General features: G+C 32.6%; 19 protein-coding genes and 1 other RNA gene. 6 read left to right on the top strand and 14 right to left on the bottom strand.

Going from position 1 to position 24682, the window contains the following annotated elements; all coding sequences use genetic code 11:
- Positions 1 to 6 precede the first annotated feature (6 nt).
- Positions 7 to 366, top strand: a complete 360-nt coding sequence (locus ACFFVB_RS17660) for a DUF779 domain-containing protein (protein WP_382384549.1) — start codon at positions 7 to 9, stop codon at positions 364 to 366.
- Between the two features lie 2 nt (positions 367 to 368).
- Here ACFFVB_RS17660 and ACFFVB_RS17655 read toward each other — a convergent pair whose 3' ends face one another.
- Both ACFFVB_RS17655 and ACFFVB_RS17650 read right to left on the bottom strand, forming a co-directional pair.
- Positions 369 to 1673, bottom strand: a complete 1305-nt coding sequence (locus tag ACFFVB_RS17655; RefSeq protein WP_382384548.1) for an ABC1 kinase family protein — start codon at positions 1671 to 1673, stop codon at positions 369 to 371.
- Positions 1674 to 1682: 9 nt separating this feature from the next.
- Positions 1683 to 2339, bottom strand: coding sequence for a TetR/AcrR family transcriptional regulator (locus ACFFVB_RS17650; RefSeq protein ID WP_382384547.1), 657 nt, complete (start codon positions 2337 to 2339; stop codon positions 1683 to 1685).
- Positions 2340 to 3438: 1099 nt separating this feature from the next.
- Here ACFFVB_RS17650 and ACFFVB_RS17645 point away from each other — a divergent pair.
- Both ACFFVB_RS17645 and ACFFVB_RS17640 read left to right on the top strand, forming a co-directional pair.
- Positions 3439 to 4761 carry a glycoside hydrolase family 2 TIM barrel-domain containing protein gene (locus ACFFVB_RS17645; protein ID WP_382384546.1) on the top strand — a complete coding sequence of 441 codons (1323 nt, stop codon included), beginning with the start codon at positions 3439 to 3441 and terminating at the stop codon, positions 4759 to 4761.
- A gap of 203 nt (positions 4762 to 4964) precedes the next feature.
- On the top strand, positions 4965 to 8510 hold the full coding sequence (locus ACFFVB_RS17640; RefSeq protein ID WP_382384545.1) for a glycosyltransferase: 3546 nt from the start codon (positions 4965 to 4967) through the stop codon (positions 8508 to 8510).
- Positions 8511 to 8694: 184 nt separating this feature from the next.
- Here ACFFVB_RS17640 and ssrA read toward each other — a convergent pair.
- Positions 8695 to 9091: a transfer-messenger RNA gene (gene ssrA / locus ACFFVB_RS17635) on the bottom strand.
- Positions 9092 to 9338: 247 nt separating this feature from the next.
- Here ssrA and ACFFVB_RS17630 point away from each other — a divergent pair.
- Positions 9339 to 10544 carry an NAD(P)-dependent oxidoreductase gene (locus ACFFVB_RS17630; RefSeq protein WP_382384544.1) on the top strand — a complete coding sequence of 402 codons (1206 nt, stop codon included), beginning with the start codon at positions 9339 to 9341 and terminating at the stop codon, positions 10542 to 10544.
- Positions 10545 to 10674: 130 nt separating this feature from the next.
- Here the strand turns inward: ACFFVB_RS17630 and ACFFVB_RS17625 are convergent, their stop codons facing one another.
- The 5 genes from ACFFVB_RS17625 to ACFFVB_RS17605 are packed head-to-tail and all read right to left on the bottom strand — an operon-like array spanning position 10675 to position 16057.
- A complete protein-coding gene (locus ACFFVB_RS17625) occupies positions 10675 to 12222 on the bottom strand; it encodes a PepSY-associated TM helix domain-containing protein (RefSeq protein WP_382384543.1) in 1548 nt (515 codons plus the stop codon).
- 4 nt (positions 12223 to 12226) lie between these two features.
- Positions 12227 to 12526: a hypothetical protein gene (locus ACFFVB_RS17620; protein WP_382384542.1), complete on the bottom strand. Its 300-nt coding sequence runs from the start codon at positions 12524 to 12526 to the stop codon at positions 12227 to 12229.
- A gap of 10 nt (positions 12527 to 12536) precedes the next feature.
- Complete coding sequence (locus ACFFVB_RS17615; RefSeq protein ID WP_382384541.1) at positions 12537 to 12875, bottom strand: hypothetical protein; 339 nt, start codon at positions 12873 to 12875, stop codon at positions 12537 to 12539.
- 60 nt (positions 12876 to 12935) lie between these two features.
- Positions 12936 to 13652: a DUF4198 domain-containing protein gene (locus ACFFVB_RS17610; RefSeq protein ID WP_382384540.1), complete on the bottom strand. Its 717-nt coding sequence runs from the start codon at positions 13650 to 13652 to the stop codon at positions 12936 to 12938.
- 14 nt (positions 13653 to 13666) lie between these two features.
- Positions 13667 to 16057: a TonB-dependent siderophore receptor gene (locus ACFFVB_RS17605; RefSeq protein ID WP_382384539.1), complete on the bottom strand. Its 2391-nt coding sequence runs from the start codon at positions 16055 to 16057 to the stop codon at positions 13667 to 13669.
- 179 nt (positions 16058 to 16236) lie between these two features.
- On the opposite strand from ACFFVB_RS17605, the gene ACFFVB_RS17600 reads away from it, so the two are divergent.
- A complete protein-coding gene (locus ACFFVB_RS17600; RefSeq protein ID WP_382384538.1) occupies positions 16237 to 16602 on the top strand; it encodes a DUF1801 domain-containing protein in 366 nt (121 codons plus the stop codon).
- Between the two features lies 1 nt (position 16603).
- On the opposite strand, the gene ACFFVB_RS17595 is transcribed toward ACFFVB_RS17600, so the two are convergent.
- From ACFFVB_RS17595 to kdsA, 4 genes are read right to left on the bottom strand one after another with little or no spacing between them, the layout of a single operon-like run.
- Positions 16604 to 17071, bottom strand: a complete 468-nt coding sequence (locus ACFFVB_RS17595) for a GNAT family N-acetyltransferase (RefSeq protein ID WP_382384537.1) — start codon at positions 17069 to 17071, stop codon at positions 16604 to 16606.
- Between the two features lie 2 nt (positions 17072 to 17073).
- Positions 17074 to 17880 (bottom strand): META domain-containing protein, encoded by an 807-nt coding sequence (locus ACFFVB_RS17590; RefSeq protein ID WP_382384536.1) that lies wholly within the window; start codon positions 17878 to 17880, stop codon positions 17074 to 17076.
- Positions 17881 to 17898: 18 nt separating this feature from the next.
- Entirely contained in the window at positions 17899 to 18756 is an 858-nt protein-coding gene (locus ACFFVB_RS17585; RefSeq protein WP_382384535.1) for a hypothetical protein, read from the bottom strand.
- Positions 18757 to 18773: 17 nt separating this feature from the next.
- Positions 18774 to 19592 (bottom strand): 3-deoxy-8-phosphooctulonate synthase, encoded by an 819-nt coding sequence (kdsA, locus tag ACFFVB_RS17580; protein ID WP_382384534.1) that lies wholly within the window; start codon positions 19590 to 19592, stop codon positions 18774 to 18776.
- A gap of 477 nt (positions 19593 to 20069) precedes the next feature.
- Here kdsA and typA point away from each other — a divergent pair, with 477 nt between their 5' ends.
- Positions 20070 to 21869: a translational GTPase TypA gene (gene typA / locus ACFFVB_RS17575; protein WP_382384533.1), complete on the top strand. Its 1800-nt coding sequence runs from the start codon at positions 20070 to 20072 to the stop codon at positions 21867 to 21869.
- Positions 21870 to 22219: 350 nt separating this feature from the next.
- Here the strand turns inward: typA and ACFFVB_RS17570 are convergent, their stop codons facing one another.
- Together ACFFVB_RS17570 and ACFFVB_RS17565 are read right to left on the bottom strand one after the other, a co-directional pair.
- Complete coding sequence (locus ACFFVB_RS17570; RefSeq protein ID WP_382384532.1) at positions 22220 to 23371, bottom strand: glycosyltransferase family 2 protein; 1152 nt, start codon at positions 23369 to 23371, stop codon at positions 22220 to 22222.
- Positions 23368 to 24657 carry a hypothetical protein gene (locus ACFFVB_RS17565; RefSeq protein ID WP_382384531.1) on the bottom strand — a complete coding sequence of 430 codons (1290 nt, stop codon included), beginning with the start codon at positions 24655 to 24657 and terminating at the stop codon, positions 23368 to 23370. Before ACFFVB_RS17565 ends, ACFFVB_RS17570 begins: the two co-directional genes overlap by 4 nt.
- Positions 24658 to 24682: the final 25 nt, after the last annotated feature.

Here is a 24682-nt window from a genome sequence, read left to right as displayed (position 1 = left end):
AAAAATATGGAACGTATAGCAATAACAGAAGAAGCAAGTAAAATAGTAAATCAACTAAAAATAAAACATGGTGCATTAATATTTCATCTTAGTGGTGGTTGCTGCGATGGATCGTCCCCAATGATTTTTGAAAAAGATGAAATGTATTTAGATGAAAGCGATATTCATTTAGGAATCTTGGAGAATGTGCCTTTTTATATGAATCAAGATCAGTTTGAATATTGGAAACACACCCATTTAACCGTAGATATTACGACAGGGCGCGGTTCCAGTTTTTCATTAGAAATCCCAATGGGACTTCGGTTTATTATTCAATCTAGATTATTAACAGATGAAGAAAACGCGATTCTAAATCCAAAATCATGATTTTATATCCACGTTTTAATATTTACATCCTTCGCTTTTAAATCGAACATTAAATTATATAGTCCAAAGAAGGTACGGTTCATATAAATAAAATGTTTAGAACCTCGGTTCGCGTTCAATTTTCTTAATTGGGTGTTTTTAGAATATTTCTCTCCCAGATCTGCAATTTTACCAAAGAATTCTGGATTCGAAAAATCGAAAACGTCTTCATGTAAAGGTTGCGTAAATAAGGTTAGCATTTCGTGAAACATTGCTGTGAAAAATATAATTTCTTCCTCAGAATCGTCTGTTCTTAAAATCTCAAGTTCGTAAAGTTTCGCTTGAAATAATTCGGGGTTATCCATGTTGTCTTTTAAAGCCAACTCAAAATACGGCCCGTAGAAATCTTCTGGGATGGTTTTCATACATCCAAAATCCAAGGCTATTAAATCTCCAGCTTTAGAGACTAGAAAATTCCCAGGATGTGGATCTGCATGAACTTTTTTCAACTTATGAATTTGGTACATATAAAAATCCCAAAGCGCTTGTCCTAATTGATTTGCTAAATCTTGATTGGTATTATAAGCCGTGAATTCAGATAAATGTTCACCCGTCATGTAATCCATAGTTATAATACGCTCAGACGACCATTGCTCGTAATATTTTGGAAATTTTAAATGTGGAATATGGGCGCAGGCCTCAGAGATCTCCTTACTTTGCTGTACTTCTAAAATATAATCGGTTTCTTCAATAAGTTTGTTTTCAACCTCTTTAAAATATTTGTCAGAGCCTTCACCTTTAATATTAAACATACTCATGGCAATGGGTTTTACCATAGCTAAGTCCGATTTAATACTATCTGCAACACCAGGATACTGAATTTTAACAGCTAATTTTTTGCCTTCTTTTTCCGCAATATGTACTTGTCCGATACTCGCTGCATTTACAGAGTTTAAATCGAACGTATCAAACAAATCTTCAGGTGGTTTTCCGAAGTATTTTTTAAATGTTTTTAAAACGAGCGGTGGTGATAGTGGCGGTACAGAAAATTGAGCTAAAGAAAATTTTTCCACATACGCCTGAGGCATAATGCTTTTTTCCATACTTAACATTTGTGCCACTTTAAGTGCACTTCCTTTAAGCTGTTTTAGGCCATCATAAATATCGGAAGCATTACTTGCATTCAGTTTATCTTTGGCTTCAAGTTCTGTTTTTGTGATTTTATCGCCGTAATATTTAATATAATTTACACCAATTTTAGCCCCTGTAGAGACTAACTTGGATGCACGTTCTATTTTAGATGTTGGAATTTTGTGTATCGCTTTCATAGTTTTCTTCTATTTCATCTGCACTTTTTCCTTGAAAAGGAATTTACCTAAATCGAATAAGCTTTTTAGCGGTGCAGTATCTAAAAAGTCAAACGTTGTGTTTATAGATTTTTCAATAAAAATATCTGTTTTTTCGAATCCAGACGAATCGTCTTCCATCCAAAATTTTAAAGTGATTAGTAATTGTACCCAAGCACTTTCTTGTAATCCTTTCTCTTGAAATTTGTCAATTTTTTCCTGTTTTGTTTCTAAAGTCTCAATATCTAAACTTGAAATATATCCCAGAAATTCTTGTCGTAGTTTGGTTAAACTCTTTAGGTTTTTTAGTTTGTTTTGGTGCTGATTTAAAGCAAACAAAACAAAACTTCTGTTAGCTGTTAGATTTTCAAAAAACGTGAAATAAAAGCTTAGTAGTTTGGTTCGGGCATCGAAAGAATCATAATTTTCACTTACCTGAAGCACTTTTAATGTATTATCGAAAAAGGCTTTAAAAATATGAGCTTCCAAACCTTGAAAAGAAGCGAAAAATTCATAAAACTTCTGTTCTTCAAAGTTACTTGCTTTCGCGAAAGCATAAACCGTTTTTGGTTGTTGGTCATGTTCTAAAACATAATCCATGTATAAATCTATAATTTGTTCTTCTGTAATTATTTTCTTTTTTGCCATAATAAAATGCTTAGTATTAAAAAGATATCGTATAAATTTACGATGATATTTTATAAGAATCCGAAAGTAACCAAGGTTTTACGATGATTTTAACGCTTTTCTAAAAAGCGATTAACTTTGAAGTTTTCTTTTGTTATTATTGTTAGACAAGGGAAATTTGTCTAATTGTTTAAATGTGTCCTAGAGATGATAAATAGACTCTATTTATAGTTTGTTTTGTTTGTAAAAGAAGCCATAACATTACACCACATAGATTGTAAGCCTAACTTTTTCAAACAATTTAGACCGTGTTTGTGGCATTATATAAAGTAGTGTTTTATGATTTTGGTTTAGTGTTTTTACATAAAATGGGGTTAAAACCAAAAGGCTTTAATGTGCGAAATTTAGTTTTTTATATCATATTCATGTAATCTCTAAAGCTAACTCCAGTTTCTAAATGCAACTTCTTTTTTAGTCCATCTTTAGAAATATTCATAACAGTACATAAATTATTCGACGACATATTAATTTTCATATAGGCGTAAAATCTTACTTCTGTACGCGATAAATCGGGATGAAGCGTCTTAAGTTTAGTGAAAAAATCTTTATGAATATTTACAAATAATTCTTTAAAATCACTCCAGTTATCTTTCGCTTTCAGTTGGTGATTTTGTGTTTTTAGAAATTTAAAATTTCTATTTCAAGCGCATGTCCTTCATAATGTTTTACAATATATTCTAGTTTGGTAGATACGCTTTTAAGAAAATTGCTATTTCGATTTCCTCTTATAGCCAAGGCTAAGATTTCTTTCTGTTTTTTTTAAGATAAGTATCGTTTATTCGTAATAATGTGGCATTAAAAATACATAATTATTGTTTTTATAAGGCTTAATGTCAGATTGTTGTAGTTTGTTAGTGTGTTCAAAAAATAATAAAAAACTAAAACTAAAACATGGATATGTTATTGGATTTTTCCTACATTTATTATACAGTACAAAATGTTAGAACGTGCGAAAAGGAATAGTAAAGAAGGAACGTGTATCGATATATCTAATGTTCTTTTTAGCAATGAATTGATTTTTAGTCTATTTGTGTTTTTGTATTAGATAATTGTTAGGTTTATGAAAAAATATTTTTTTTATATCATTTTGATAGGAATCTCGATAGTTATGTTACTGTTGTATTTTAATTATTCTAGACCTTATAATATCGATATAACTAAAAGTGTATATCTGCAAAAAACACCCACAGGTAAACAGCTAATGCGTCATGGATTTCCATTCTATATTAAAGGAGTGTCTGGTACTGCTTATTTTAAAGAATTAGCTAAAATAGGAGGGAATACAATTAGGGTGTATGATACTACAAATGTTGGTCATATTTTAGATGAAGCAGAGCGCTATAATTTGGCTGTTATTGTAGATATACCGTTACCTAAATTTGGAAAATATTATAACCCGTATTCAGAAGAATCTTATAATATTCAATTGCAAAAGGATGTTAAACGGTTTGTTAATAAACATAAAAATCATCCGGCATTATTAATTTGGAATCTAGGGAATGAGTTAAACTATCCTTTAGTTATTAGAAAGAATAACTTTATAAAAACATTTAACTCATTAATAGATCTCATACATCTAGAAGATCCAAACCACCTAGTAAGCACCACAATCAGTGGTACATCCAGAGGACAGACCTTTGGTATTTATATACATTCTTCAAAAATAGATCTTTTGGGATTTAATGTGTTTAGTAATCTTAAAGATTTAAACGCCCTAAATTCAAAAATTTCTTTTGTCACAGAAACTATTCCGTATTACGTAAGCGAATGGGGAATTAATGGACCTTGGGAGGCTGCAAAAAATGATTGGGATGCGATTTTAGAGTTGAATAGCACCCAAAAGGGAGCCTTTTCTAAAGAGACGTATAAAAATTATATCAAAAATGATGATTTAAGTCTTGGTAGTTTGGCTTTTTATTGGGGAACAAAAATAGAAGGCACGCCAACATGGTTTAATATTTTTGATGCAGATGGACGAAAATCGCAAACGTTTTATGATTTGCAATCGTTGTGGAGTACACCCAAGAATTCAGTGAAATTACCACCTCAAATTAATGCAATGTTCTTGAAAGGTATGATAGACCAAGAGCATGTTGTCTTGAAGCCAAATGATTTAGTCGATGCGCGAATTAGTTTGCAAAATGAAAGAGATACAACATTAGTTTATAAATGGGAAATTTATAAAGAAGGTTGGGGCAATCAAGAATGGATATATGAAACGTCTTTAAATACATTTCAAATAAATGATGACGACAAAGGTAAAAGTATAACCTTTATTACTCCGAGGAAAGAGGGGCCTTATCGATTGTTCGCCTACGTTTATGATACCCACAATAATTTTTCAACAGCTAACATTCCTTTTTACGTACTAAATGGTCAATAACAGCAAATTTAAAGAACCGAATAAAAAACAGCGTATAATTCTAAGGATAATGATTCTCTTAGGATTAATAAGTATCATTCATTTTTTTTTACTGGTTAATTAATAAAGATTTTATAGATAACGTGTTTCTATATAGTTTGTTAATAATACTTTTTAGTTTCGATGGCTTTAGAGTAATTTATATATGGTACCATTATTGGAATATGAGTGTTCCTAAAAAGCCAAAGCTGACTAAAAACTTTAATGTTGATATTTTAACTACCTATTTTCCCGGAGAACCAATAGAAATGGTTACTGAAACATTACTTGCAATAAAAAAGGTTAGATATCCTCACACTACCTATTTATGTGATGAAGAAAATAATGGATATTTAAAGAAGTTTTGTTTAGAGCACGATATAATTCATGTCACTCGAAATGTGAGGACAGATGCAAAAGCGGGTAATATAAATAATGCATTGAAAAAAGCTACAGGAGATTTATGTCTTGTTCTGGATCCTGATCATATACCCTCAGAAAATTTTTTAGAAGAAGTAATTCCTTATTTTCAAGAAGATTCTATTGGTTTTGTTCAGACCGTCCAGGCTTATTATAATACTACAGAGTCTAAAGTCGCAGCAGGTGCGGCAGAGCAAACCTTTCATTTCTATGGTCCTTTGATGATGGGGATGAATTCCTATGGAACGGTAAATGCCATCGGAGCCAATTGCATTTTTAGAAGAACAGCCTTAGATTCTATAGGAGGACATGCTCCAGGATTATCTGAAGATATGCATACGGCAATGCAACTCCATGCTAAAGGATGGAAATCTGTATATATACCTCAATCTTTCACAAAAGGTTTAGTTCCGGCTACACTAACATCTTTTTATCAGCAGCAATTAAAATGGTCTAAAGGTACCTTTGAATTATTAACAGAGGTATACCCTAAATTATGTAAACATTTCACTTGGAGACAAAAGTTACATTATGGTGTTTTACCACTTCATTACTTGTCTGGCCTTATGTTTATGATCAGTTTTCTAATTCCTGTAATTGCTTTGTTTTTTTCAATTACACCTTGGAAAGGAAATGTCTTAAATTTTGGATTAATTGTCTGTCCTGTCATCGTAAGTATTATTTTTATTCGGTTCTATGTTCAACAATGGGTTATAAATAAAAATGAAAGAGGAATACATCTTATCGGGGGGTTATTGTTACAGTGTACTTGGTGGGTTTTTCTAATCGGAGTCTTGTTTACTTTTATAAGAAAAAAAGTGGTTTATATTCCAACGCCAAAATCCGATAAAGAGATCACTAGATTAGGAATCGTTTTACCAAATATAATGGTTGCCCTAGTGTCTTTGATTTCAATAATTTATGGTTTAAATGCAGATTTTACACCGTTTTCAATACTTATGGCTGCTTTTGCTTTATGGAACTCAAGTATCATGCTTTATACTTTAAGTCTGGCTTACGAAAAAAGAAGATTTTTGAATTATGATGAGTTTATTAACATTCAAAAGCATTCTATGCCGAATATTAAAAAGGATAGAGTGTTCCAAATCTTAAATAATTGGGCATTAATTCTGCTTTCATTTGTTATATTGTCTTGTATCGTTCTGCAATATAATAAAGACCAAAAAAGAGTAAATGGTGTGGTTTATGAAAAACCTCTTCTTGAACATGTTAAGTATGTCGGTGTGTTCGCTCCAGATAAAGATAATGGTATTTCAGTTGATAAAAATATTAAGGAAGTCGAGCAGGTATTAGATAAAAAAATGGACATAATTTCATTTTATTTAGCTTGGGATAAGACTATCGATTCTAGTTTTTTTAATGAAACAATGGCATCTGTTTATAATAGAAATGCAATACCAATGATTACATGGGAACCTTGGTTAAATACATTTGTAGGTCTAGTACCCGGAAATAAGCATGTGAACGAGTTAATTATAGATGGCTACCTAGATGCCTATATAAAAGAATTTTCTCTTGAATTAAAAAAGTTAAATAAACCTATTTTCTTAAGGTATTCACATGAATTCGATAATCCTTTTTATCCGTGGTATGATAATGCTGAAAATGCGTCCACAAAATTTAAAGATGCTTGGATACATGTTCATGATATATTTAGAGAAAATGGCGTAGAAAATGTAATATGGGTTTGGAATCCATGGAAGCATAAAAATATAAAAACATTCTATCCTGGTCCGGATTACGTAGATTGGTTTGGGGTTAATATTCTAAACTATGCAACATCAAAAAATATGGATAACTGGTATAGTTTTAAACAATTATATGATTCTTTTCATAATGAATTTGAGAACTTGCCTGATACACCTGTTATGATTTCAGAATTTGGAGCCTTAAAAGATGGAGATAATCAAAGAAAATGGTTTTCAAGCGCCTTTAATACCTTAAAATATGAGTTTGATGAAATAAACGCTATAGTCTACTTTAATAGCAAGTTAGATAATAATTTGCCAGAAGGAATCGAATCTTCAAATTATTTTGATTGGACGATTTCAAAAGGAGATATACCGGAAAATAAATTTAAAAATTATTTTCAGCATAAAATTTTTAATAATTCCGAGGTTTTGGCAACTAAGGAAAATGATTCAAAATTTAAATTAAGACATAACATAAAAGGGGTTAATTTAAAAAAAGGGAGATATTGGAGTCAAGATTATCATATCTTAAGTCGACAAAATTTAATTACAGATTTTGAAAACATGAAAAAGGTAGGGATAAATACTATAAGATTTAAAGAAAATTCAGCGTATGACTATAATGTTTTAAAGTTAAGTAAAGCATATAATTTAAATGTAAGCTATGGTTTTTGGATTCCAGAAGATATAAATTTTAGATTCGATACATTAAAGCTTAAACAACTTGAAAATAAAATTCTCGATAAGATTGCTAAGAATAATCATAGGACTAATATTATTTCGTGGTCCATACAAAATGATGTGTTATCAAATCAAAAAAATATTTTTAATAAACCAGAATTGTTTTATCAGAACCAAGCCTATCTATTATGGCTAAATAATATTGTCGTTAAGATCAAGAATATTGATTCTAAACGCCCTATAATTTTGGATGTAGAAGTAAACAATAAAAGTATCCATCATTTTAATATGATTGAGGAGCAGGTACCTAATATAGATGCTTTAGGTTTAGTTATTAAGGATAATGATAATTTAGAACATGTGTTAGAATACTGTACGAAGACTAATATTCCTTACTTACTAAGCGATATTGACCCCGCCGATTTAATAGATATTGCAGGTGTAGAAAATAATTCGTCTTTTTATTTGAAAGAATGGCAAGACCAATACGGGAGCAATTCCTTGACTTTCGATGGTTTAATAGATAGAAAAGGAAGATTTAAATCTAATTATTTTAAAATATTTAACATTTTAAAGAGTGCTAAAAATAATAATGAGTGTTTAAAAATTAATATATTAAAACCATCTCGTATAACTTATATTGGTAATGTTTTTACTTATCATGCCATGATTTTTGATCTTGAAAAGGGTTGGATCTTTGGAAAAAAAATAGATGGTTTAGAGTATGAATGGTCCTTGATTAAGAGTGATAAATTTGGGAACCCAATAACAATCTTAGATATAGGGCATACGTCAAAAGTCGAATTAGAAATTCCAAGTAATAATAATTTATATCAATTACTACTTACCATAATTGATGGAGACTGCGTTACAACAACAATAACTACTCTAAATACGCCTAATAATGTAAAAGATTAGTACTTAATATATAGGGATAACAGCCGAATTCTTTTCGGTATGATAGCATATGGATATTATTTTCTACCAAACTCCTTACATGCTATAAACATTAGGGAATTGTCTTTTTGTAGCTTTAAAGCATTCTTTAAATTTTTACTAAAAAAACAAAAAGCCCCGTAAACAATGGGTTTACGGGGCTTTTAAGTGGAGTCGGAGAGAATCGAACTCTCGTCCAAACAAGTCACCAAAGGGCTTTCTACACGTTTATTCTTTTCTTGGGTTTTCGTTTGTAAGCTGGTTAAAGACAACCCACTTACAACTTATCTTCTTTAGTTTCAAAACCGAGTCAAAGTGCCTCAGTTTCTATATTGACATTTACGATGCCTCAAAATGGAACGCCGTCAATCAAGGCTTTCCGGAGACATAAAGCTTGTACACCTGGTGTACCTAGGCCAATCCTACTATAGTTCGGATTAAGCAGCTAAAGCGTAGTTATTCTCGCCGTTTAAAAAGTTTGATCTAGCCTTTTACGTGTTTCAAAATCATTACACGACGTGCTTACCGTTCAATAAATCTCGCTGTCAAAACCAGTCGACCCCATTGTAGTAAGTGTTTTGGGCGTTTCCCCTCCGGGTCAGGTCTTCCGTTATATCTTTTTAATTTGTATTGAAATTAAAAAGGATGTCACTTCAACCGGTAACGCAACTTATTTCAACCTAAAACATATAGGGAAAAATAAGGACTGCAAAGCTATTAAAAAAATTTGTTTAAACTCGCAATTCCATGTAATTTAGTACAAAATTTGTGCCAATATATTAAGGTGTCAGAACTCTAAAATCTTCAACTATGAAATTTGCAATTATAAAAGAACGTAAATCCCCTCCAGATAGACGTGTAGTGTTTTCTCCGAAAATATTATTGCAAGTCAAACAGCAGTTTAAAGAGGCGAGTTTTAAAGTCGAAAAATCAAAAATCAGAATCTTTCCAGACGAAGTTTATAAACTTACTGGATTTACTTTAGCCAAAGACATCTCAGATTGCGATGTCTTTATAGGTGTAAAGGAAGTTCCTGTAGATTATTTAATTCCGAATAAATCGTATTTCTTCTTTTCGCACACCATAAAAAAGCAGCCGTATAATAGGAAATTATTACAAGCCGTTTTAGATAAAAATATAACGCTTTACGATCATGAAACTATAATCGATGCTAAGAGCAATCGACTAATTGGCTTCGGACGTTATGCTGGAATTGTTGGGGCATACAATACGTTTAGAACTTGGGGATTAAAGTATGATACATGGAATTTACCTAAAGCAACGACTTTAGCCGATCAGAAAGCATTAGACACGCAGTTACATAAAATTGCAGTTCCAAACATAAAAATTCTTTTAACCGGAGGCGGTAAAGTGGCTCAAGGTGCTATAGAGATTTTAGAAGCGCTTAAAATTCAGAAAGTAAGTATAAACGATTACTTGACAAAAAGCTTTTCGACAGCAGTATATTGTAATATCGATTCTCTCGATTATAATGCACGTAAAGATGGTAAGGTAAAACCTCTTAAAGATTTTTTTAAGAATGGTACGCAATACGAATCAACTTTTATGAGATTTGCAAAAGTATCCGATATGTTAATTACGGGGCATTTTTATGGAGATGGCGCGCCGTATTTATTTACTAGAGACGATGCCAAAACTGCAGATTTCAATATAAAAGTCGTTGGAGATATTAGCTGTGATATCGATGGGCCGGTAGCGACAACAATTCGACCTTCAACTATCGAAAATCCGATTTATGGTTACAATCCGCAAACGGAAGAAGAAGTCGATTTTAAATCTGAAGATGCTATTGCTGTTATGGCAGTCGATAATTTACCTTGCGAATTACCAAAAGATGCTAGTGTAGGTTTTGGTAAAATGTTTCTAAAAAGTGTAATTCCTGCCTTCTTCAACGATGATGCAGATGGTGTTTTAGAGCGTTCGCGAATGACTCAAAATGGAAAATTAACGCCGCGTTTTGCTTATCTACAAGATTATGTAGATGGGAAAGAGTAAACATTAAAAACGTTATGGCTTTCAAATAAATAATAGAGAGTGCTATTCTATAAAATTAAAAAGAGAACTATTTATATAAGTATAAGTAGTTCTCTTTTTTAATTTCAACTCCATGGTATTCTATACAGAGCTAGTCCTTTGGTTTGCTTTTTAGTTTAAAGTATGCAAAGAGTGTTATTGCAGATAAAGCGATCCAAAATACATCGATAAAAAAGATTTGGAATTGATCGTTTTTATAGCTTGACCAAATCCAATTATTAGTCATTATGCCATTTGTAATCGGGATTAAAAATCCGAATATGGATCCTAAAAGCAGCGTATTCTTATTCGTGAAATAATTGTCTTTTTTTATACTATAAATCAACGTTAACAGCAGCCATCCTATAAAATAGAAGCTATAAATAAACGTTTTACTTGCATGATCGTTTATTTTTACAGCAATAAATGAAAGCGCCGTAATAGGGTACATGCTTAAACAAATGGCAAGATAAATGGTAACCAGCCATTCGTTAAATCGTCTTTTCTTATCAGAAGTTGTTTTCTTGTTTCTTGCAACGCCCCAAATCATAACCCCAGAAAGAATAACTAGACATGAAATAAGACCAAGTAGAAAACTCACTAGTTTTAATGCCATGCCTCCATAATCACCATAATGCAATCGGAACAATATATTCTTGACGCTATCTAAATATGTAGCATCTTGGTAGGGATCTTTTTTATGAATTAGCGTATTGGTATTTACTTTATAAATGGCTTCTCCAACTGCGGTATATTTATCTTTATATTTTAAATGCCCTTCTATCATAACATGCATGTTGGCATCTCCATAATTGAAAACATGGATTTGAGTGGCATCAAAGTTGGGCCATAAAGCTTCCGTTTTGTCGACGTAATAATTAAGACTAAAATCTTTATCTAAAGGTGTATGTGTGTATTCGTACTCTGGATGAGAATATCCTAAGTCATCATAAAATTTAGCCGAATCACCGTTAAAAAGAAAAAAAACAGTAGGGGCAATTATAATAGCTTTTATCATAAAAAACGCACCCGTTACGGCATACACAAACTGAAATGGTAAGCCGATAACTCCTAACGAGGTGTGAGCATCTGTCCACAATGTTTTCAACTTTGCATACGGTCTAAAGGTGTAAAAGTTTGAGACAATTTTACTCCAATGCACAATAACTCCTGTAATGATGGCAAACAAGAAAAAGAACGCGATAAAGCCGGCGAGCATATAACCTATAGGTTGCATTTGTGCAAAAAAGTGCAGACGGTATAGAAATTCACCTAATGTGTAATCTCCATCATAAGAATTCTCTGCATAGGTTTTAGTATCTAAAGTTGAATACCTAATTGCCTTAGTATTTGGATTAAGTATGGTGTCTTTAGGAGCAGAAAACGCTACGCCTATACGTTGTTCTATAAAATGTTTAGAGAGTTCTATATCTCTACTATTTAAATTATAGGTTGTATTTAAGGTATCTAATGCCTCATCGAAATCTAAATCGAAGGCTTCAGTATTTTTTACTGTTTGATTGCGCTCCCAGTTTACAATTTCATCTCGAAAAAAAGAAAACGAGCCTGCGAAAAATATCACATAAAGCAGTACGCTAATTACGATACCACTAATGGTATGCGTATGAAATAGAATGTTATAAATTCTTTTATCGCTCATAAGTTTAAACTAAGGGATTATAAAGAGTTCCTAGATATAATATTGAAGAGAACAGTAAGGTTGTTAGGATGTATAAGCCCCAAATTTTCCATCCGTTTTTAGCTATAAACGCCACAACCATAAGTGTCGCCCATAAGATGAATCCAGTAAATGCTGAGGTGATAATTATGTTGGTCGCACTTATCCAAGAGGTTAGTGCCATATGGAAAGACATGCTTACCAAATAACCGCCAAGTATTCCCGCTGTTATTTTAGCAAACCGTTGCCATGGTGATGTTGTAAGATATTTTTTATTTGCAGGCATACAATTAGAATTAAGGAATGTGGACTAAAAATTCGACAGCAACACATAACGCCATGCAAATAAAAAGCATTTTGGCATTGAACAATTTTAAAGGCGCTAATAGCACAATTAAACTCGCAACCGTCATAAGATTAATTAAAAATAAAAAGATTCCTGCACCTAAACCAAACACGTTTATTGTTAAAATACAAGACAGTATAAGTAAAATGAGTCCTGCTATTTTCGAAGCCGATTTATGCTGAACCAATTGGTTTTCGAAACCTAATAGTTTTGGCGCATCCATCTTTTCTGATGTTGTATAAAGCAGATAGAAGCCTATAACAACCAATAAAATTGCAAATGAAATCATATTATTTTATAAATTGAAACAAATCTGAAAGGATTGCTCTCAGAGTTGTCTTTAAGTTTTTTATTGAATACAGTAAGTTGCACAATGCCAGATAAACTGATAATCTTTGCCATTATACTTACCTGGAATCTCTTCTTTCGTAGTGGTTTCAATAATGTATTTTGTTTGCCACGGACGTTTAAAAGTGATGTAACCTTCTGAGTCTGTTGTTAGTTTTTTAGACCAATTGTCGGCTACATAAATATCTGCTTGTTGATCCTTTAAAGGCTCTCCTTTAAATAAGATTTGTAGTTTTACGTCTTCAGTATTATTTGCAACTTCAATAACAGAAATACCTGTGTCATTACTATTATTCGTGTTTGTTGCTTTTTTTCCAACTTGCACGATGGCAGATGCATTATAATGCGTTTTGAAAATCCCGAAATCATATTTTGTATAATCAATAACATCAATTTTATTGTTATCTAAAACAATAGTATACGTCCCGTTTGTTGCAGGCGTAAATTTAGCAACATATCTGTCTGTTTTAGCTATAACACTTAACTGTGTTTTTTTTCCAGTAGCATCAATAACCCAAAGCGTAAAATCTTTTACTTTAGGGAAAGCTTCTCCCGATACTTGTTCTGTCACTCCGTAGGTATATTCGCCATAGAACACGTTTACTTCTTGTTCTTTTCCGGTTTTGCCTTCAGCATTAGTTTCAATCCATAAGTAGTGAGCAAAAGTAGGAGTGACTGCTGAGACTATAAAGGCAAGGGTTAAAATTAATTGTTTCATAATTAAATACGTTTTTAGAATTTAAAAGCAAAATTAGCCAATACAGATCTTGGCTGCTGTGGTGTTAATGTAGACCAACCTGAATAGTATTCTTCATTAAGCATGTTGTTTAATTTTAAACCTACGCGGTATTTGTCTGCTGCATAATATATAGAAGCGTTAGCAATAATATAACTTGGTACGCTAAATACGCCAGAAGTATATCCAGAAGCATTTATAATATCGCGTTCGCTAGCACCGTTAAATCCTGCTCCAATTCCAAAACCTTTTATAGCACCAGTTTCAAAAATATAATCGGCCCATAAGTTATATACGATATCTGAACCTGCTTCTGCTGGTCGTTCTCCAATAGTAGACGCTGTACTCGATTTTTTAATCTCACTATCGTTATAGCTATACCCTGCTCGTATGTTTAATCCATTTACGGGGTTGGCATTAATTTCTAATTCAAAACCTTTGCTAGAAACTTCTCCATCTTGAATTTTTCCAAACGCATCGTTTGGATCTGTCATAAGTCTGTTATTTACAAGAATGTTATAGTAGTTTACCGTTGCATTTAAGCGGTTATTAAAGAAGTTGGTTTTAACTCCAAATTCAATTTGATTGGCTTGTTCTGGTTCGAAATTTTTAAGTTCCTGTCCTGTAGTTGCGTTTGGGTCTCCAACCAATTGCGGACCAATATTTGTAAATCCGTTTTGCCAGTTTGCAAACACAGACAATTTATCTGCTATAGGTTGGTATAATAAACCAAATTTAGGAGATATAGCAAATTGATCGTAATCATCGTCATTACTCGTAATATCACCTTCATTATCAAATTGGTCGAAACGCACACTTGCCATTGCAGATAATGTAGATGTAATATCTAATACATCTGAAACATACGCGCTATACACATTAGAACGTGTTTTGTAATTGTTTATACTCGCACCAGCTAAAGCTGCATCGACTCCAGCTGTAGTTAACGGATAACCATCAACTTCTTCTCCGCTAGATGGCGTAACAGCGCCGTAACCAACATAACCACTACCGTTATCTATCCCAGTTACTGTATAATAATCTAAACCAATAACCACACGGTTTCTTAAGTTTCCGATTTTAAAGTCACCATTAAAATTTTGTTGAATATCTGTAGTTCTGGTAAGCGCATCTTGTTTGTTTAAATAACGAGAAAATGTACCAGCACCTGTTAAATCGTATAAATAGGTGTAATACCCTTTAGTAGAGGTGACACTTCTAGACACTAAGGTTTGCGAGTTCCAAGATTCAGATAATTTATAATCCATTTCGACTCTGTAATTCTGAGTAGGATTTTCTAATGTTAGAGCATTGCTGGTGTACGATTTTTTATTATCGTAACCCAATTCATCTAAGTTGGCATATTGCATTGCTCCAGCACGACTTAAAAATAACATGGTTGGATTTGTTTTTTCGGCCTGAGTGATTTCACCATAAAAAGAGAACGATAATTTATTGTTTACCTGATAGGATAACGATGGTGCCACGAAAAATGATTTGCTAAATCCGGCGTCTTGGAAACTATCTTCTGTATGGTATGATGTGTTTAATCTGAAATAAATGTTTTCAGATTCATCTAAAGCCGTGTTAAAATCTCCTGTAACTACATTTAATCCGTAAGATCCAGCTGTGTAAGAGACTTGTCCGCCAAATCCTTTATAAGGTTTTTTAGTCACCACGTTTATTAATCCACCATAAGAGCTCACTGAAGAACCAAAAAGCGTAGCAGATGGGCCTTTTATAACTTCAATACGCTCGATGTTTGCTGCGTTAATGGTTCCGTTTGTTAATCCCGGAACACCATTTACTAATTGTGGTTGCACACTAAATCCGCGTAACGAATAAAATCCAGCGCCATCTCCACCACGTCCGGTAGAGGTCCACAGTTTTTGTATCCCTGTTGCATTATCTAACGCTTGTTCAAAATTAGTTACAATTTGTGATTCTAAAAGATCTGTGGTAACTGTAGAATATACCTGAGTATTTTCTAAATCTTTTAATGGTAATTTAGAGACGTAGGCCGTTTGTTTTCTAGCAAACATATTACGTCGCTTACCATCTATAACAACTTCGGATAAGATTTCTTGTCCTTCGTATAATACAACTGTTGGTAATGTGGTGTTTCCGTTAGATACGGAAAAAGGAAGTTCTTTTGTTTTATAACCTAAGTAAGATACTACTGCAGTATAGGATCCTGCTTCAATTTCAATTTTAAAGTGGCCATCTATATTGGTCTGATTTCCTTTGTTTGTATTCTTTATTAGAATGTTTGCTCCAGCTATAGGTGTGTTTTCTGAATCTGTAACCGTTCCGTTTACAATTATTTGTTGCGCATTTATAACAAAAGATGTTAGGAGGAATACAGCAAAACTGAATAATTTTTTCATTGTTTTTATTTAGACTTAGTATTAATTGGGAGGTATTTTTTCGACAAATGTATATTAGAGTGTTATATTATCAAAGCTTATTTATAATTAATTTAAATAAAAATAAAAAAGACTTTGGCAGACCTTGAATTTTAGTCGTTAATAGTAACTTGACATTTGAAATAAGATGATTAAAACAGATGAAACCCGCCGAAGAACACATATTACGTCAACTAGAACCGTATCAATCTATTATGTTGTATGTGAGGAGTGTAATAATGAAAACATTGGATGTTGAAGAAAAATACAGTTATAAACTTCCGTTTTACTATTATAATAAAAAGTCTTTTGTGTTTTTAAATGTGTTAAAAGGCACCGATTATGTCGATGTGGTTTTTATGGATGGCGCGCTTTTAGAAACTGAATTTCCAGAATTACAAGACGCTAACAATAGGAAGCGGGTGCGATCTATTCAAGTTAAAAATTTAGAAGATTTAGATGAATTACGCTTTGTGGAATTGCTTAAGTCTGCTTCAAAAATTAAACTGAAAGCTAAGAAGAAGTAACTTACAGTGTTTTCTTCACAATATAATTCTCGAAGACTAAACCTTTAAAGGACTTTTTCTGTTTTTTAATAATGTCGTAATATTTATTTTCGAAAAAAGGCAATGCCGTTTTACTAACATCTGAGCGGATTTCAGGAAATTCTTCTACCATAACTTGCGATTCCATAGTGCGGAGTAGAGAAGAAGCGACACCTTGCCTTTGGTAGTCCTTATGCACGAATAAACCATCTAAATAATAGCCTTTCTTTAAATACGCGAAACCAACAATTTCTGTTTCGTTTTCTGCTACGATAAAGTAAAACTCAGAAATGCGTTCTAACCACAAATCTGTTTCATCTGCGCCAGAAGCCCAAACCGTAATTTGTTTTTCGTTGTAATGTTTCGAATTTATGTGAGTAATGGTGTTTCTAAAAAGTGAGGTGATTTCAGGTAAATCTTCGGCTGTGGCCTGTCTAATAGAAATATCCATAATTAATCTACTTTTTTAAATGTTAGTGTGTTTCCGTCGGGATTAGATAAATATAAACGAAGGTTTTCAATTTTAAATTGTGTGCTACGTTCTAACTCTTTTATAAATTGAACTTCTTTATTTGTTGGCAGACACATTTTACGAGTCGTTATAATTTGTTTAAAACGAATTTTAGATTGTTCAGAAAAAATAGAACCACGCATAGTGTTACAACCGGCATAACCCATAAATGAATTTTCACTGCTGTTAATTTCCAAATTAGGTAATTCTTTAGTGAATTGATCTCTCGTTACTTTTTCATCGTTAATTGATTCTAAAACCCAAATATCGTGCAAGCGATAGTCTGTAATATAGTCACCACAACCTTTAAGAGCAGTGAAATCGACATCAGTATTTTTTTTAAAATCTATTGAAACCGTATATGGATGTGGTTTAGATTCTGAGTCTGTACATTCAGTCATTGAAATCTGAATCTTAATTTGTGCAGATTCAGTTTCCGTACGATACATTTTTACATTAGCATCTGCTGCCAAAATGGGGTTTGGCAAAGGGAAACTAAAATCTTCATCTTGCAATGAAAATTGAATGGCATCTTGTGTTAGTAGAAGTTCCCAGTTAGGAGTTGTTCCTAAGCTTTTAAAAAACGGTGTAGCGTTACTTCTTGGTGCTTTATTTATAGCCGTTTTTATTGCGTTATCAGTAGAATCGTTAACCGCTAAAGTCGAATTTACGCTTTCTTTTTTCGATTGTCCGCAACTAAAAAATGTAACCAATAGGAGAAATGCAAGACTGTTTTTTAAGAACGTCATAAGTTAGAATATCAAAAATTAGAGTCTAAAAATTCCACCAATGGATAATATGGTTTCTCCAAAGAAAAAGTGCTGAGATGCGCGATCTGTTGGATTATTAGTTGTACGAATGTCTGGCATGTTTATAAAACCACCTTTTAAATCGGCTTGAATAAAAAAGTGTTTAAAGAAGGTCAGGTTTAAACCTGCGCTAGCAGAAAGGCCATATCCCGCAATATGGAATTCATCGTAACGATCGTAAACTAAAAGTTTGGCATTGGTTTTTGGATATAAAACACCACCACCAACAGATTCTGTTAAATTAACTTGAAACACATCGGTGTTATTAATTCCGAAAAGGCTAGAAATATCATCATACCTCGCAACTTCTAAATGTACGTAATTTAAACCATCGGTATGTTCGAAGGTTAGAAAGCCTTCATTTAAATACACGGGATCGTCTCTAAAGGTATTGTTGTAAATAGCACTTTCATCGCCTTCTGGGATGTCAATATATCCATTTCCACGAACTACTTGGTTATTCGTCATCACATACTTCATGTGGTCTAAACTCGCTGTAATCGCATAGTGATCACTAATAAAATATCCCAATCTAAAATTAGTTTGGGGTATGGTCATACGAGTTGGATTTATATAGTCTACATGCCAACCTTTAGGTTTGTCGTGAGCATCTACATCGTACAGTGTGAAATTATAGTCGTCACCCGTAAACGTAATATCCGATTTAGAATAAGTATCTCGATTTCCGCCCCAACTTACAAAGAATTTACCTTTGTTAGAGGAAGTGTATTTTAGAGTGTCTGCACTCTGAGCATTTAAGTTTAATAAGGGCAATAGAATACTTCCTATTAAAAATATAATAGTCTTTATTTTCATTAAAATGGAGTCTAAATTTAAAACGCAGTTATAGTCTTTCTAATCGCAACAAGATGTTTTAATAAACCTTCTAAGTGGTCTAAATGTAACATGTTTGCGCCGTCACTTTTTGCATTTGCTGGGTCGAAATGGGTTTCAATAAACAATCCATCAACGTTATTTACAATTCCAGCTCTTGCAATGGTTTCAATCATATCAGGCCTTCCACCTGTAACACCACTTGTTTGATTTGGTTGTTGCAGTGAATGCGTAACATCTAAAACTGTAGGTGCATATTGGCGCATGGTTGGGATTCCTCTAAAATCGACTATCATATCTTGATACCCAAACATGGTTCCGCGATCTGTAATCCACGCTTTATCGTTTCCAGAATCTTTTACCTTTTGCACGGCATGTTTCATCGCTTCAGGACTCATAAATTGTCCTTTCTTTAAGTTGATTACTTTTCCTGTTTCGGCAGCAGCAACAAGTAAATCTGTTTGGCGTACTAAAAACGCTGGAATTTGTAAGACATCTACATATTCGGCAGCCATAGCAGCATCAGAAATTTCATGAATATCTGTTACAGTTGGGATGTTGAAGGTGTCTGAAACTTTCTTTAAAATCTTCAATGCTTTTTCGTCACCTATTCCAGTAAAACTATCAATTCTACTGCGGTTTGCTTTTTTAAAGCTTCCTTTAAATACAAACGGAATTTGTAAAGCATCTGTGATAGATACTATTTTTTCGGCAATACGTAATGCCATGTCTTCCCCTTCGATGGCACATGGCCCAGAAAGCAGGAAGAAGTTATTAGAATCTGTATATTTTAATTGAGGAACATCTGAAAGTTTCATATGCTAATATTTTTTTAGGGCACAAAGTTACGGAAAATTAATACGCTTTTATAGGTGTGGGTTTAGGAGTTTAAATTGATTGTGTTTTAAAATTTAAGAAAAACGATTGAAATTAATGTGGATCGATTATAATATTACGATTTGTAAAAAAACTAAAGTTTAATTGGGACTGAATATTGTAAAATTAAAGTGATAAAATTGATGTGTTTACGAGGCTGAATACCTATATAATAAGGATGAAATTATTAAAATGATCTTCAGGTTGTAAAAACCGACATTGAAATTATGTATTTGGCAATTATCTAATGCTTTTTTAATGATTTGATATGCAATTAGTAAGGTGTTAATTTATGTTCTAATGCGGGTTGTTAGTAAATAAATTGGAGATGAGATTAACATATCATTAATTAATAACATTTTAATCATTATACTATAAAAATAAAACGTACATTTGCACGCTTAAATAAGGCATCAATTATGGCTAATATTAAAAACATTGCAATTATTGCACACGTAGATCACGGGAAAACGACGTTGGTTGACAAAATTATGTACCACTGTCATTTATTTCGTGATAACGAAAATACAGGAGACTTAATCCTTGATAATAATGATTTAGAACGTGAAAGAGGAATTACAATTACTTCTAAAAACGTTTCAGTTATTTATAGAGACACTAAAATCAATATCATTGATACTCCTGGTCACGCCGATTTTGGTGGTGAAGTAGAGCGTGTGTTAAACATGGCCGATGGTGTGTTATTATTGGTAGATGCTTTTGAAGGGCCTATGCCTCAAACGCGTTTTGTATTACAAAAGGCAATCGACTTAGGTTTAAAGCCTTGTGTTGTTGTAAATAAAGTAGACAAAGAAAACTGTACGCCAGAAGAAGTACATGAAAAAGTATTCGACTTAATGTTCGAATTAGGTGCAGAAGAATGGCAATTAGACTTCCCTACAGTATATGGTTCTGCAAAGAACAACTGGATGAGTGATGATTGGAGAAACGAAACAGATAACATCGAACCATTATTAGATATGGTTATCGAACATATTCCAGCTCCGACAATTACTGAAGGAAATACTCAGATGTTGATTACATCTTTAGATTTCTCTTCATTTACTGGTCGTATTGCTATAGGACGTTTAACAAGAGGTGAATTAAAAGTGGGCCAAAACATATCATTAGTTAAGCGTGATGGTTCAGTTGTTAAAAATAAAATTAAAGAACTACACGTTTTCGAAGGTGTAGGACGTTTAAAAGTTGAAGAAGTTCAAACAGGAGATATCTGTGCGATTGTTGGTCTTGAAGGCTTTGAAATTGGTGATACTGTTGCTGATTTTGAAAATCCAGAAGGTTTAAAAACAATTGCTATCGATGAGCCTACTATGAGTATGTTGTTTACAATTAACGATTCGCCTTTCTTTGGTAAAGACGGAAAGTTTGTAACATCTCGTCATATTAAAGATCGTTTAGCTAAAGAATTAGAGAAAAACTTAGCATTACGTTTAGGTGAAACTGGAAGTGCAGATAAATTCATGGTTTTTGGTCGTGGCGTATTACACTTATCAGTTTTAATTGAAACGATGCGTCGTGAAGGTTACGAATTACAAATTGGACAACCACAAGTAATCATTAGAGAAATCGATGGTGTAAAATGTGAGCCTATTGAAGAATTAATGATCGATCTTCCAGAAAATGTATCGGGTAGAGCTGTAGAGTTCGTAACATTACGTAAAGGAGAATTGTTATCTATGGAGGCTAAAGGAGATCGTATGGTATGCGAATTCATGATCCCTTCTCGTGGTATTATTGGTTTACGTAACCAATTATTAACTGCTACTGCAGGTGAGGCTATTATGGCACACCGTTACAAAGAATACCAACCCTTAAAAGGAGCTATTCCAGGACGTGTTTCAGGATCTTTAGTATCTATGGAAAACGGTAAAGCTATTCCTTATTCTATCGATAAATTACAAGATAGAGGTAAGTTTTTCGTTGAACCAGGAGAAGATATTTACGAAGGACAAGTTATTGGTGAAAACTCGCGTCAAGATGATATGAACATTAACATTACTAAAGCTAAAAAGCAAAGTAACGTACGTTCGTCTGGAGCAGATGATAAAGCTAAAATTGTACCTGCAATTAAATTCTCTTTAGAAGAAGCTTTAGAATATATCCAAAAAGATGAGTACGTAGAAGTTACTCCTCATTTCTTACGTCTTCGTAAAATTCACTTATCTGAAGTTGATCGTAAGCGTAATAAAATTATGTAATACTTACAGACTTTTAATAGTTATTGTAAGATTATCAATATATTTAAAGAGGAATCCTTTGTTGGGTTCCTCTTTTTTGTTTTCTATACTTTAATTTAAAAGTGACACTATGGATGTTTTAGGGATTTCGCTAACGGAATGGATAGGCTACTTCGCTTCTTTTGTATTACTAATTTCTTTTACAATGAAGGATGTTGTAAAATTAAGAATAGTGAATTCTATTGGTTGTGCATTCTTTGTGGCTTATGGCTTTATGTTAGATACATCCTGGCCTATAGTAATTACAAACGGTGCCATAATACTTATTAATTTTTATTATTTATTTGTGAAGAAAAAGTAATGTTTTCAGTTTATGAATTTTTTTTAAGTCCGAGTATACTGAAGAATAGGCTGAATAAAATGACCTGAATTCCGAGTAAAATAGTAAATACTGCCGGAATAACAATTCGTAAGGTACTTGTTGGATTTAAGTTTCCAAAATCAGTGCGTTTCCATAAATATAATCCGTGGTAACTTAATCCGCAACCTACAATTAAAATCAAAACTCCAAGAACCAAACCACGTTCTAAGTTAATGTATTTAAACAATGTGTCGTAGCGGTTGCTTTTGGGTAATAAATCGTTTTCTACCGCATAAATTTTAGTTAAGCAATAAAAAACTAAAAACTGAAATCCTATTAAAACAAAGCTAGATGTATACAGTAAAGTATGGATATCTAAAATTATATTGTCAATTTGAATAGGGTTTATAATAAGAAGAGTCGAGCTAATTAATCCCATGATTATAAGAAAAGTTGCGGGATACAAAAATAACCAATTCGGACTGTACAGAGATAAAAAACGCAAATGTCTCCAACCATCCTGCCAAGTATTTAAATGTGGTTTCCGGGTTCTTCCATCGGGATATAAAACTGTAGGAACTTCTGTTATTTTTAAATTTTTAAGTTTAGATTTTACTATCATTTCTGAAGCAAATTCCATTCCCGAAGTCTTTAAATTCATTTTAAGAAACGCTTCTTTAGAAAAACCTCTAAGTCCGCAGTGAAAGTCACCAATTTTAATTCCATAAAATAATTTACCAATAAAAGACAAAACAGGATTGCCTAGATATTTATGTAGAAAAGGCATAGCACCTTTCTTGATTCCGCCTTTAAATCTATTACCTACAACCAAATCGTAACCTGCACGTAATTGTGTTAAAAAGGGGAGTAAAGCAGCAAAATCATAACTATCATCGGCGTCGGCCATAATAATGTATGTTCCTTTTGCGGCTTCAATACCTCCTTTTAAGGCACTACCGTATCCTTTTTCTGTAACATGTACCACTTTTGCATTAAGTTGTTCTGCAATTTGTATAGCCCCATCTGTACTGCCATTATCTGCAATAATGATTTCGCCTTCTACTCCGTGAATTTCAAAAAAAGATTGCGCTTTTTTTATACAAATTGCTAATGTTTCAGCTTCATTTAAACATGGCATCACTACCGTTAATTCAATACTCATGGCTTCGGTTGGTTTACTAGATTTTTAGTACTTATTAGAATGAAGAAAATAAGAAAAAACACCCAATCATTATAAAAAGTAAAACGTTTTAAAGTATGCATTCCTATAGATACTAGTGCTACATTTCCTATGCTTAAAAGTGAAATGAATAGAATAATTTTATATTTCATCTGATTCGTTTTTAAACTTTTTATAAGGCTGAAAATTAAAATTATGAAAAGGAGTAAGGTGTATTTTGCATTACCAAAAGCATAGATGAAATTTTTAAAATATAGTTTCGTCCAAGGTTTAAAATTATCAAGAATAAGAGGAAGACTCATTTTCTTGGTGAGTAGATCTACTTCTATTAATTTTTCATCCTGTGTTTTCAATGAATCTGCAAGTTTCAATCCTATTGGTAAAATGGTGAAATTTGCGATTTCGGCGTAATGTTCTACATAAATATGGAGTTCATCAGTACTGTGAGATTCCGCTTCAAATTCATGAATATTTAAATGTTTTTCGGCCAAACCTGAGTATATATTTTTATACAACTCCTGTTCTGTTTCAGATTTATAAATCGAAAAATCTTCGGAATTAGCAACAAAAAAGGCGGGTGTTAATAAATGAATTCCGGTCCATGGCGTAGAAACAAAGTGGTTATGTGCTATTTTATGATATGTTTTGTCTGTAATAGCGCTTAGTATTGGAAATATTACTAGAATTGCTAATAACCATTTGTGTTCTAGTTTTTTCTGCTGATACCAAAACCATAATACAATTCCAATGGCTAAGGGAACTAAATACAGAAATTGACTTCTCGTTTGAATAAGTATTAAAAGTACAGGTAGTGCTGTTACAATAGGATTTATTTTAGAAATAAAAAGGCTCTTTAAAAACAACCCAATAGTAATTAAATACAAGGGATATGCGAGTGCTTCAGATAGAAAAACATTTGCTAAATTATGATTATATAAATAAGGGACAAGTAAAATGGAATTAAGTAAAATTAGCCAAATGAACTCTAATTTATAGTGCTTTTTTAATGTAAAAATGAAAAAGTAAATGGAATAAACACCCAGCAAATATTGAAGAATTATGGTTGTAATGTTGAAATAAGAACCAGAAAGAAAGCGTATGATATTTAGAAAAATAGGATAACTCGCAGATCTAGTAATTACCATATTTAAATAGCCTTCAGAATCATTTACTATTAATATGGGGTTATTAATTACAATAATAAAACCAACTAAAAATGAGGATATAATGATGTAATTATATAACTTTTGGGATAGTTTAATAGACACGTTTTATGCTTGTTTGTTGTTTTTA

Source organism: Formosa undariae (genome assembly GCF_042427615.1).
In the GTDB taxonomy this organism is placed as follows: domain Bacteria; phylum Bacteroidota; class Bacteroidia; order Flavobacteriales; family Flavobacteriaceae; genus Formosa; species Formosa undariae.
Note: the sequence above shows the minus strand (reverse complement) of the source record. Positions and strands in the feature narration are given on the sequence as shown.